We start from the raw sequence: 12555 nt of genomic DNA on the forward strand, positions 1-12555 counted from the left end.
CAATATTTTAATTAAAATCTTAAAGGGAATTTTGAAAAAATGAAGTCAGCAACTGTTTTGTTTGTTGGTGATATTTTCGGTGCACCGGGAATTAGAATGTTTAAAAAACAACTGGAAATCTTGCAAAAAGATTACAAATTTGACCTTATAATTGTTCAAGCCGAAAATATCACTGGCCGCAAAGGCCTCAATCGCGAAGATTACCTATATTTAAAGGAAATTGGGGTTGACATTTTCACAGTTGGTAACCATGTATGATCAAATCCGGAAATTAACCTTATTATCGAGAATGATGACATTGTTCGCCCTTTAAATATTGGCCATGAATACCAGGGAAAAGGAAGCACAATTATTGTCAAAAACGATAGAACCTTCCGAATTACCTCACTTCTTGGTGTCGCTTTTAACAAACTAGTTAAGCCTTGAAATCAGCAGTTTGCTGATAATTTTTTTGATGCGATCGATAAAATTTTACTTGAGGATGAAGCCGATTTTCACATTGTCGACTTCCATGCCGAAACAACAAGTGAAAAAAATACTTTAGCGATTTATCTTAATGGCCGAATTAATGCTCTTTTAGGAACTCACACTCACGTTCAAACTGCGGATGCGCGACAACTTTCACTTGGCACACTTTTTATTACCGATGTTGGTATGACTGGACCTACAAATGATGCAATTGGGGTTAGTTTTCTTGACGTTTACCAGCGAATCCGTTATAATAAAAGTACGAGATTTCATACTTCAACAAATAAATGCCAATTTAATGGCGTGATTTTGGAGTTGAATCAGAATCTTGAAAAGCAAAAAATTATCCCGATTAATGTTTATGAAAGTTAGTAAATTCAATGTTTTTTTAATTTTTGAAGTTTAAAAAAACATTGAATTTCAGACATATTTTGCAGTTAAACAATTTTAAAGAGCCAAAAAGAAAAAAGTAGGTGTCGTACGACACCTACTTTTTGAATTGTGTAAATTAAAAATCCTTGCTAATTTATGAATTAATTTCCGATACGAAAGTGGCAAATTTCGCCGTCCTTGGGCAAATAATCCTTGCCTTCTAGGCGCATTTTTCCCTTTTCTTTGACAGATTTTTCACTACCGCATTCAACAAAATCTTCATAGGAAATGACTTCAACGCGGATGAACTTTTTGCGAAAATCGCTGTGAATTATGCCACTACAGTCTTGCGCGTTGGTGTTATTTTTGAAAGTTCAAGCTCTGACTTCTTTTTTACCAACAGTAAAAAAAGTAGCTAGATCCAAAAGATGAAAACTATGAAGCGCTAGAATATCAAGTGAGGATTTGTCCAACTTGTATTCGTCTAGAAAAAGTTGTTTTTCGTCTGCGTTGAGTTCAGAAATTTCCTGCTCAATGCGGATACAAAGCGGAATTACTTGACTTTTTTCCTTTTGCAAATAGTTTTTCAAATCCTGAAAATAAGGATTTTTTTCAGGAACAAGAATTGACTTTTGATCAAGATTGGCTACATATAAAACTGGCTTTGTTGTCAAAAGTTGCCAATTTTTCAAAATTAGCAATTCTTCGTCGCTAATTTCCAGATTGCGAACGGGTTTTCCAAGTTCAAGATGCTTTTTTACCCTATTTGCCAAGTTAAATTCAATTTTGACTAATTTGTTGGCGACATTGTTGACTCTACGACTTAATTTGGATAAAATTGACTCAATTGTTGCAAGATCAGCAAGAATTAGTTCAAAATTGATAGTTTCAACATCAGAAACCGGGTTAATTTGGTTGTTGACATGAATGATTTCAGAGTCCTGAAAACAACGAACAACATGAACAAGACAGTCAACATTGCGAATATTAGCAAGAAATTTGTTACCTAAACCCTCACCAGTTGCTGCGCCTTTGATCAAACCGGCAATGTCAACAAAAGAATAAGTTGGGAAAACAACTTTTTCTGGTTGAACAAGATCAGCCAATTTCTGTAATCGCGGATCACGAATTTCAACAGTCGCAATATTGGGTTCAATTGTTGCAAAAGGATAATTTGCAATCTCGATTTGTGACTTGGTAAGTGCTGAAAATAGGGAAGATTTACCAACATTAGGTAAGCCAATTATTCCTGCTTTTAAATTCATGTTTTAACTGGAAATTAGTTGTTAATGCGAGATTTATCGTAACTACCGCGAACTCTTTCGCCAATAAAAGGTAAAAGTGCCATAAAACGTGCTCGTTTTACTGCTAAAGCCAATTTTCGTTGGTGTTTTGCGCAATTTCCTGAAATCCGGGATGGCTGAATTTTACCAAAATTATTAACATGGCGTCGAAGCACTTCGACCTCTTTGTAGTCAATATAAACTGATCTTGCTTCGCAAAATTGGCAAATTTTCTTTTTATATTTTTTTAAATATTTTTTGTTCATAATTAACTTCCTTTAGTAAGATTTACTCAAGATTTTCAGGATCAAGAGCATCAATATCCCAGTCTGCCAACGGATCCTCAAGCGAATCCGTTCTATTATCTGTAACAGCTTCATCGCTAAAATCAGCAAAATCAGGGGAAACTTGTTTCCTCCGTGCAGAACCATCAAAAGAATCAAGTGGTGATTCAAAAGTGGGATTTTGAATTCGTTGGGTTAGTTTTTGGCGTCGCATTTCTAGTTGTTCTTTAGTTTCAAGTGTTTCAAAGTTTTCAACATGAACCTCATAATTTGTTAAGTAAGCATTTGTGCTACTTATTACACGGTTACTTTGAAGACTACCTTCAATCGCAATTAAAGTTCCAACTGTCGCTAATTTGTCAAGTAAAACAGCATTTTGTCGTCATGCAACAATTGGAATAAAATCCGTAATTGGTGTTGCATCTTGGCTGTATCTTCGGCGAGAAACAGCAAGCGAAAAACGAATAAAAGGAATTTCTGATTTTGTTGTCAAAAAAGTGGGTCTTGATGAAATTCGCCCAATCAAAATTATTCGGTTCATTTGTTGAATTTAAAATTCCCTAAAATAAAAGTTTTATTGTTTTTTGCCTATTTATCACGATTTTCAACAAATTTTTGAACATCATTTTCCGATCTAAATCCCTTTTTAGCGACTTTTTTTCCATTTTCAAATGAGTCTTGATTTGCAAAACCTGCTTTTGATCTAGAAAAATTTTGTTGCGAATTTGCACGACGAAAATTGTTGTGATTGTTGTTAGTTTCAAAATTTTTTTCAATTGAAGAAAAATCAATTTGCTGAGTTGCATCAACTGCTAAATTCTCAATATTTTGTTTATTAAATTTTGAATTTTGAAAATACTGTCTATCACCATTTTCACGCTTTAAACCAGGTTTTCAAACGCGATTCATACGTGGTTTAGGTTTTTTTCCAAATCCTTTTTCTGAATCAAGGTTAATAATTAAGTACCGCCAAACCGTTTTTGTAATGTTTGCACGACGGATAAATTCATCAATTAAGTCTGTTTGAATCAGTAAGTTTGCTAAAAAATACTGGCCAGTCAACGATTTTTTAATTGGATAAGCAAGATTTGTCAACTCGAGTTTTTGCAATTTTTTTGCTGCTTGATTTCCAAAAACAGTTGAAAATAGGTTTTCTAAAACCGATGATTCTGCTTTTGGATCCAAAATCACCATAATTTCATATTTTGGCATTTCTTCTCCTTCTGGGCTATACGGGTCAATCTAAATTAATTAACCAAGGATAATTTATAAAAATTAATTCCACAAATGCATAAAGCAAAGTCCTAGTTTTCACTTTTCAAGAAAATAGGATAACATAAATTATAGCACAAATTTTGCTTTTTTTGCAAAAATTTAAATTTTAAACAAGAAAATTATTTTTCTTGTTGCGACAAAATTCGTACTAGAAGATTAATAAGTTCTTCTTTTTTCAGTTCAGTGTAACCAGAAATTTCCAATTTTTGTGCTAATTTTTGAAGAACTGGCGCTTCTAGTTTTTGCAATCTAAGCCGAATTTCTTCCTCTTTTGATTGTCTTAAATTAATTTCATTGTTTTGAGAATCAGAATTTTCTACTGATTGCGGGTTTTGTTTTTCAGTATCTTGGTTAGTTTTTGCAAAATTTGAATTTTTAGATTCTGCAAAACTAAAGATATCCATGACTTTTGAATAAGTTTGAGGGTCTTTTTTCATTTGCTCCATTTGCTTTTCAAAAACTTGTAATGAATGTGAAAGTTTAAAGATTGATTTTATTTTAATAACTTTCTTATAAAAATAAGGAATAACAAAAAAATTAAGTGGTATAAGCAAAATTTGGGTAATTAAAATTCCAATGAAACTATCAGATTGCGGAGTTAAATGCCAAACCATCAAGATGGTTGAATTTAGAATTGAAATTGATGACAAGACATGCGCAAAAAATACTGTGACGAAAGATTGGTTGCCAATACTTGCAAAATCTTTCATTCGGTAAGAACTAAAAATTGAAATAACATAGTAGAAAAGTGTTAAAATAATTAAAATAATCGATAAAATTGAAATGGTGCGTCCTCAACTTCGAAGGTCAAAATTTAAAAATAACTGTACAAATAGTAAAATTCCCATTAAAACTAGCAAGACTGGATAAGTAAAAATTCAAACTCGATATAATTTTTTTTCATTTTGCCACAAGTCGCTAATTGAAGGGATTTTTTCATTTTTAAAGGGATTTTCTCAAATCATTGATCCTCCACAAAACCTTTGTTTACTAAATAATTATAGAACAAAATTTACAATATTATTGATAAAAAATAAAAAGTACTAATTTTATTCTTAAAATTCCATATTAAAATTATAATCTATGAATTGATTTATTTTCATTAAAGAAAAAGAACCTGGAATTATCAGGTTCTTTTTCATATGGTGGAGGTGCGGGGAGTCGAACCCCGATCCAAAAATAAAAACCTAATGAAATCTACAGTTTAAATAATAAGGAGTTTAATAAGGTGAACCAATTAAGTAGAAATTACGAAGGATAATATTAATTGGTAATTTAACAAATTGTGAATTTTACACTATTATTTTTTTGAAATGTTTCAAAAAAATAAAAAAGAAGTGTAACAAGAAGAATTAAAGTTTTGTATTAAGCGTATCTAGAAAACAGCGGAGTAATTATTACTAATTGAACTTGAAACTAAAAAGTCAGTATCTACTGTGCTAGTTTGTTTTTTTAAATTTTTTGCGTTTTAATTTAGAAATTGGTATTATGGTCTACCAGACCACTGCATTCAAAAAGATTTCTATAATTGTCAAATCCTTACTCACCCCCATAAAAAATTTATTTAAATAGCAAATCATAATTTGTATATTTTTAACGTTTTATATATTTTATAAATAATTATATCAAATAATTAAAATAAAAACTTAAAAAAAATCTTAATGTCTTAGTAAGTTTAGAATTTAAACTTAAAAACACTAATAATTCAATAACTTTCTCAAAAAAAAAAAAAAAATACTATATAAAATCAATATTTTCTTTCTAGTTTTTTACAAATTTTCAAGAAAATTTAAAGCAAAAAATTAGTCAGATTTTATAAAATCATTTCAAATCGAATCAGAAGTTCCATATGTTTCAAACAAATTTATCATTTTTTTCATTAATTGAATTTTATTCTTTTTAGAATAATGAAAATTAGAACCATATTCTTGATCAAGAAAATCGGAATCAAAACCTAAAAAAGTGATTTTTTTACTTGTAATCCTATCAATTAAAATAATTCTTAAATCAGATAAAAACCAATTTGTGGAGCTATTTAGGACATCAAATTCAATAATTAGAACGTCGACCTCCTTCAATTTGCTAGTTAAATTAGTTTTTTTTTCAATAATAAAAGATGTTAATTCTGCTAAATTAAAGTAGGCAACTCTCATGTTGTTTCGGGCGAAAATAATTGCAAACGATTTCAATAAATAACTGCGAATGATGCTATCACCGCCTCGCCAATAAATCAATTTATCCCTTTGGATTATATTTTTGAAAGTTGGTTTGTAATTTTTAAGGGGCGGTAACTTTTTCAAGGCGACTCTTCTTTCCTTAAAAAAATTAATAAAATCATCATAATTATGAAAGCTAATTTCCGGCAATAAAAAATTTTGTGCAAAATTTTTTTGTTCAACTGAAGGGCTGTAAATTGCAGTAATTTTGCTAACTAATTTATTTGTATATTCATTTCGAACTATTTCGTACTTTTGATTTTTGTCATTATGGAGTCAACCAATAAAAAAAAGATCAAGGTTTTGTTCAAATTCGGTTTTGCTAATTTGCAATTTTTTAATAAATTGAGCAAGTTTTTCATCTTTGCAAGCGATCTCATAATCCAAATTATAATCGCTTTTTTCCTTCAACGATTTGTTAATAAAGTCCAAATTCATTGTTAAATCCAGCCTTCTCCGGAGTTTAATTCGTTAAAAATTCAATCTAAATCTTCAGATTTTAAGGTGCTTTTTTTTGTTGATTCTGCAGTTTTAGTCGCATAAAAATTTTCATCTAAATGAAAGTTATTTGCAGGAAAACTGCTTTTTTTCATCTTTGACTGATAAATTTGTGAAAGTTCAAGTTCAACATCGCTGCCACTTTTAATATTATTTTTTCACAAATCATCAAGAATTACTTCAATATAATTTTTAATGATTTTACCGTTCACTTTGAAGCAATATTCAATTACAGAGTTAATTGCGTGGTTTGAAAAGTCTTTTTGAGTTTGAATTTGTAATAAGATCTGCTTCAAACGTGGGCGTAATTTTTCCTTTGTTAAATAAAAATGATAATTTTCAAAATCAAGGACTTTTTTTGCATTGTTGCTTTCAACACCTTGAAAAAGTAACAAGTCCTGTTGTTGAAGTTGGATTTCGGGTTTTTTACAATCAAAAACTTCATAAAATTTTTTTGAAATATTTGCTAACTTATGCAAATCAACCAAGGAATTCTGCGGTTTTTTATCCTGTTTTATAAACCAAGCCAATAAATTTTCATAAACTGGTTTTGTAATTTTCTGAACAATACAAGGTCTAAGATACGGGTTTTTGCTGATTTGAATCGGGAAAAGTGGCTTTTTTAGAGCAATAATATATTTTTTTGAATCATTATCATAAAAGGTTTGAATTAAATAAACAGCTTCTAAAATTATGCGATTTTTGTGAAAAGTAGCAGAGTTAATTTTGAAAATTTGCTCTAAAAAATCATAATTTATTGCCTGATTGCTATTTTTAATACTCAAAAAATACTGGTACAAAGTTAGACCTTCTGACTTAATGAGTGGAAAATAAAAATAAAGTAAATTGTTTATATCTTCATTTGTGAAATTGTGTTCTGAAATTACAAAGTAGCCTTGCATCATAGCATTTAATTTTACAACTATTTGAAAACTTTTCGAAAAAATTTTGGAAAAAATCGTGCTTTTTTCCACTTTTTATCTGAGATTTTGACATCATAAAATTCAATTTTTATTTCATTTAACAAACTATTTTTTGCCGAAATGGATTTTTCAACTTTTTTTTGTTGAATGTTCAAAACTCTTTGTTTTTCATCGGTAACAATTCAGATAATTTTTGAAAAAAATTTCAAAAAATTGGCATTTTTAGTTCACAAATTAGGGATTTCAACAAAATGATAATAATTTTCGTTTAAATGTTTTTCCAATATTGGGTAAATTTCCATTTCAATTAAATCGCGATTTTCTTGGGAAGAAACCATAAAATCACGAATTTTATTTTTATTTATATGATTTTGATTGACAAAATCAGGTCTTATTTTCTTAATTTTTAGAAAACAATCACCATTGTTTTGATAGCAATTTGCAAAAAAATCATCAGTGTACAAAACTGAATATCCAAAGGTTTCAACTTTTTTCAAAAAGGTGGTTTTTCCAACTGCATATTTACCAACAACTGCTGCAGTTTTAGGCTTAAAAATAAAATTTTCAAGCGCTTTTGCAACCCCAAATTTCTTAGAAAAACCTATAAAATGAGCGGTTTTTTTCAAATTTTTTGAACTATTTTTCATTGCAATCAAAGTTTTAACAATACCTTTTACAGAAACATCATTATCTGAATCACCGATGTGAAAAGCTCGATCAAGGCTAATTTTTTCAAGGTCAGCAACAAAAAAAGCACCAACGCCTTTTGACGCATTTTGATCCGTAATTTCAAGGGTAAAACCTTTATTTACAATACAAATTTGCAATTGGTGAGCAAATTTTTTATCAAGAAATTCTTTAAATTTTTTCACTTTTTGCGGAAAAAGTGAAAAAATTGAAATTTTATTTAATTTTTTTGGAATTTCTAGATCCTTATAACATAAAAGTTTGTATTTTGAAAATTTTTGAAATAAAAATTTAAAAAAATTACCAGAATAGGCAGTTTCGGAGTTTAATGCAATTGCAAATTTTCACTTTTTTGCCAAATTGATAATTTCGACAAAAATTTCGTGCTTGATTTCTCAAGTTTTAATTAAATTAAGATTTTTGTCAAAAATTTCAGCACCATTAAGACAAATGTAAAATTTAGCGCTGATTTTTTCGCCAATTCTGACAACTTCAGCAGTCAATTTTCGACCTGTTGAAATTACAATTGAGCATTCTTTTGCCAATTTTTGCACTGCATGAAGATTTTGCGCAGAAACTTGCGCATTTTTTCCACTTTTAACATCCAAAAGTGTGCCGTCTAAATCAAAAAAACCAATTTTATACCACATGTTTCAATATTTTTATTATAATTATATTAAAAATCATGATAAAATTAGTGCTTGATTTATCAGTTATGATAATCGTTTTTTATTAATTCTAATTTTTTTAGAATAATAAAGCGATTAAATTTTGATTTTAAAACATTAATTATAAAATAATTTTTTATATTTTCAGAGGACCGAAAATTTTATATGAAAAAACAGAATATATTCCAAAAAATTGCCAATTTGAATTCTGAAAATAAACAAAAAAATGAACAAAAACCTGCAAAATCAAAGACAAAAAAGATTTTGCTAACATCGCTGGGAATTGGTGGTTTTTCACTAACTTTAGGTCTTGGAATTGGGATTCCACTTTATTTTTCAAGTCAGAAAAATAATTTGCTAAACAAACGAAATCCTAATGATGATGCTGTAATTTTTAAGTCGCCTAAATCAACAAAAAACCTAAAAATAAGTGATGTTTTGGCAATTTTTAATTCTACAAATGCAAAACAGCGTGAAAATCTTTTGAAAGCACAAAAAAATCTAATTGAATTTCTATATAATCAAGAATATTATGCTTCCAAAGTTTTTCAGTCTGCATGGGAAAACACAAATTCCGAAAAAACCACCGGAAATTCAAGGAAATTTTCTTTGCAATCATTTTCAGAAATCCGTGAGTCGCAAAAAAAATATTTAGAAGATGAGCGTTCCCGCTACCAGCGAACTTTTGGTTTTAACAATTGGGAGTCAGAATTTAATAAATATTTGAATTCTGACCCGCGCTTCAATAGTGCCATCAATTTTGATCAGGCAGTTGATGCTTTGACAATTTCGAATGCACGTGAAATCGCTTTTTCACGGTTCAAACTTGAATTTAACAAAAATTTTACAAAAAGCGACATCGAAGATCGAATTTTGAAAGATGACATAAAGGATGAAAAAGGAATTGTTGTTTTCAAAAAAGGTGATAAATTATTTAAAGGTTTGATTGAACTTGGAAAAAATGCTTTTGTTCCTGATATTTCTGCGCCAAAATCAGGAAAGGATTTGGAAATAAAGGATCAAAAAGTTGCTGCTTTTCTTAGTCAATCTTACATAAAAGATTACATGAATCCTGAAAAAATAATCAAGCAAATCTACTTTGATGCATCAGCACCTTTGCGGGGAAATTTTAATTTTTACAAAATTTCCCAAATTAGCATTAATGCTAAACCTAATGACAAAGATGCAAAAGCACCTTGAATTTTAACAAAAGAAACTCTGGAACAACTTTTGGCATACAAGATTTTAGTTGCTGATTCAACTTCCTCAACTGCAAAAAATGTTTCTAATAATTTAGAGTTGATTGAAAAATTTCAGGGGGGAAATTCCACTGATCCTGTTCAAAATAGACAAGACAAAATTTTGTTGTCAACACTTATTTATGAAAAAAATAAGGAGAATGCTAGCAAATTTGGCGAATTACCAGTTGTTTCTTTAAATCAACTTTTAAATAATAATGAGGCAAGTTATGTTTTTGCTTTCATGCCAAATTTGTTTGCTAATAATCAAAAAACGAATCTTTTTAGCAAAATCTTGTTTGAAAAATTAAAAACAAGTGTTTTCAAAGATGCGCCAAGCATTTTAGTTGCCCCTTCTTCTTTGAATTCAAAGTCAATTTCTGAAATTAGCGCCTTAAATCAACGATTAAAATCGTTTATTAACGGGCTTTCTGAGAACCAAATCAAGGAAGCTGGAAAAGCGTTTTTGGAAACCTTTGCGGCTAGCGCAAATGACACAAGAATAAAATCTGTCTATGAAATAGGTAACAATTTAAAAGTTATCAGCGATTCAAAAGGGCTAAAAGTTTTAGCTACAACAAAAATTTCCTCTATTGAGCAATTTAATGAAATTATCAAAAAACAATTGCAATTAAATGCGAATAATCAGTTGGATCCAAAGCAGAATTCAACCATAAATTTAAGCGAACTTTTTGCTGATATTTCCAATAATGACTTCATTCAGGCGCTATTGATTGACGATCCTGAGTACCAAAAACAGCTAAAAACCGCTTCTGAGCAGGAACAAAGCGATTTTTTATCCTCAGTTGCCCAGGCCGCAAAGAATTATCTAAATTTTTACATTTTAGATCAAGTTTTAAGAATAAATGGCAAATTACAAGACTATATTACTAATGCAACTTTGAATAATTTAAATGCTGATTTTCACTATAACAATGCAGCTGAACGGTGGGAATTGGCGGGAAACCCTAATAAAGAATTGCGCCAAGCAATCATTGACAAATTGGAAAGTTTGTTCCAATTTAGGCGCTAGGTGAAAGGAAATCAGTGAAAACTTTTTTGAAAAATATGAAAAAAAAGCAACTTTTTGTTACTTTTTTGTTAACTTCGTTCCCGCTTGCTTTGGTATCTTGTACAATTGAAGTTACAACAACGCAACGCGCTGAAGAAGATAGGAAATTGTCCTCAACTGATGCCAAAAATTTTGTTGAAAATGAATATGTAAAAAATATTTTGGCAGAAAATTTCTTTAAATCATCTAGTTTAAACCTTGATGCTGAATTTGCAAACACAAATTCAGCTTTTTTTGCCCAGGCAAAAAGAGCCTTTGATTTTTACCAAAATTATCAGGTTGGTCTTGAACCAACTTATAGTTTAAAATTAATTGCAGATTTGCAGAATAAAAATGCGCTTTCCACAAGCGAATTTGCCACACTTTCAGCGCAAGCAGGTTACAAAAAAATTTTTAATAGTGAAGCTTTTATAATTCTTTATAAAAATTTTGCAACCGGAATTGCACAAACTATTAATAAAATGTTATTAGTTCGTAGTTATTTAACACAGTTAACTGACAAAAGTTTGCTTGAAAACTCGCAAATTTACAAGGATGGAATCTCTGATAAAAGCCCATCATCAATTCGCGAACTTTTTCAAAGTATTGACCCTAACTCACCAGATTTTTTTCTAATTTACTTGATGCTAAACAAAAGTCCAGCACAAATTTGGCAATTTGAATCAAATGATCAAAATAGCATTAGTACTTTTAGTCAGCTATCAGTGAAAGACGTAAATTCATTTAATAATTTTTTACGAAGTGAAAAAATTGATTCAAAATCAACTCGAAAAGAACAAGAATTTGAAAAATTAGGTACCAATGACAGTTTAGATTCTTCATTATTACTTGGTTATTCAGGCATTTTGTACCGCCAAAATGTTAATCAGGGTGACTTGAGTTTTCAAATTAAGGATTTGAAAACTCAAGGCCAGGTAAAATCTGGTTTTTTCGATTCACAAACCAATTTAATTTGGTCATCTGACCAAATTAAAAATTTTGTACTTTTTGCAAAAGCAAAAATTTTTCCAGTTGTTTTTAAAGATGGTTTTGATAAAAAAAATACTAACAATAAAGTAGAAATTTCGGATCTTGAAATTAAAACAAGCGGAAATCTTTCTGGTATTGAATACAAAATTCAAAGAATTTTTCCTGATTTAAATTCAGATAAATTAATAACCGCAATTGTTGAAATTAAAATAGGTTCAGCAAAATATTTTTATAGCGCTCAAATCTCTTGAGACGAAAAAAAATTTTATTTTAACCCTGAGATCAATACAAATGGCAATAATTTGCCTACCATTGGTGATGGAATTCCTTCAACTTTACCTGATTTATCAAAAATTTCGGTAAAATATGTTAATAAATTGGCGCCTTTGTATGATAAAGTTGTCACTGATTCTTCAGGAAAAAAGGTTTATTTTTCTTTAGATAACACTCCTTGAAAAACTGATGTTCAAAAAACTATATTAGCATATTCATTATATTTGGCTGACCAAACGGGAATTTTTCAGGATGCAAAAAATTTTTTTGAATCAACAGGGTATAAAACTGAAATAATTGATAAAATAATTAAGGAAAAATAGGTGTTT

11 protein-coding genes are annotated in these 12555 nt (G+C 29.6%); 3 read left to right on the forward strand and 8 right to left on the reverse strand.

From position 1 onward, the window contains the following. Nucleotides 1-39: 39 nt before the first annotated feature. On the forward strand, nt 40-840 hold the full coding sequence (locus IM807_RS01055; RefSeq protein ID WP_196362734.1) for a TIGR00282 family metallophosphoesterase: 801 nt from the start codon (nt 40-42) through the stop codon (nt 838-840). A 161-nt stretch (nt 841-1001) separates the two neighbouring features. Here IM807_RS01055 and ychF read toward each other — a convergent pair whose 3' ends face one another. From ychF to IM807_RS01095, 8 genes are all read right to left on the reverse strand, one after another. Further along, complete coding sequence (gene ychF, locus IM807_RS01060; protein ID WP_196362735.1) at nt 1002-2105, reverse strand: redox-regulated ATPase YchF; 1104 nt, start codon at nt 2103-2105, stop codon at nt 1002-1004. 14 nt (nt 2106-2119) lie between these two features. After that, complete coding sequence (gene rpsR / locus IM807_RS01065; RefSeq protein WP_196362736.1) at nt 2120-2389, reverse strand: 30S ribosomal protein S18; 270 nt, start codon at nt 2387-2389, stop codon at nt 2120-2122. Between the two features lie 22 nt (nt 2390-2411). Beyond that, nucleotides 2412-2948, reverse strand: a complete 537-nt coding sequence (locus tag IM807_RS01070) for a single-stranded DNA-binding protein (RefSeq protein WP_196362737.1) — start codon at nt 2946-2948, stop codon at nt 2412-2414. A gap of 47 nt (nt 2949-2995) precedes the next feature. Continuing rightward, nucleotides 2996-3619 (reverse strand): 30S ribosomal protein S6, encoded by a 624-nt coding sequence (gene rpsF, locus IM807_RS04190; RefSeq protein WP_196362738.1) that lies wholly within the window; start codon nt 3617-3619, stop codon nt 2996-2998. A 182-nt stretch (nt 3620-3801) separates the two neighbouring features. Then, nucleotides 3802-4647 (reverse strand): hypothetical protein, encoded by an 846-nt coding sequence (locus IM807_RS01080; protein ID WP_196362739.1) that lies wholly within the window; start codon nt 4645-4647, stop codon nt 3802-3804. 837 nt (nt 4648-5484) lie between these two features. After that, complete coding sequence (locus IM807_RS01085; RefSeq protein WP_196362740.1) at nt 5485-6336, reverse strand: hypothetical protein; 852 nt, start codon at nt 6334-6336, stop codon at nt 5485-5487. A 2-nt stretch (nt 6337-6338) separates the two neighbouring features. Continuing rightward, the gene (locus IM807_RS01090) at nt 6339-7301 is read right to left on the reverse strand and encodes a DnaD domain protein (protein ID WP_196362741.1); all 963 of its coding nucleotides are present in this window, start codon (nt 7299-7301) and stop codon (nt 6339-6341) included. 17 nt (nt 7302-7318) lie between these two features. After that, a complete protein-coding gene (locus IM807_RS01095) occupies nt 7319-8656 on the reverse strand; it encodes an HAD-IIB family hydrolase (RefSeq protein ID WP_196362742.1) in 1338 nt (445 codons plus the stop codon). 183 nt (nt 8657-8839) lie between these two features. Between IM807_RS01095 and IM807_RS01100 the strand changes: the two genes are divergently transcribed. Both IM807_RS01100 and IM807_RS01105 read left to right on the forward strand, forming a co-directional pair. Next, a complete protein-coding gene (locus tag IM807_RS01100; RefSeq protein ID WP_196362743.1) occupies nt 8840-10945 on the forward strand; it encodes a HinT-interacting membrane complex protein P80 in 2106 nt (701 codons plus the stop codon). A 14-nt stretch (nt 10946-10959) separates the two neighbouring features. Then, the gene (locus IM807_RS01105) at nt 10960-12549 is read left to right on the forward strand and encodes a HinT-interacting membrane complex lipoprotein P60 (protein ID WP_230861149.1); all 1590 of its coding nucleotides are present in this window, start codon (nt 10960-10962) and stop codon (nt 12547-12549) included. The last annotated feature ends 6 nt before the right edge of the window (nt 12550-12555 follow it).

The sequence above is a fragment of the Mycoplasma sp. 'Moose RK' genome (genome assembly GCF_015708155.1).
GTDB lineage: Bacteria > Bacillota_I > Bacilli_A > Mycoplasmatales > Metamycoplasmataceae > Mesomycoplasma.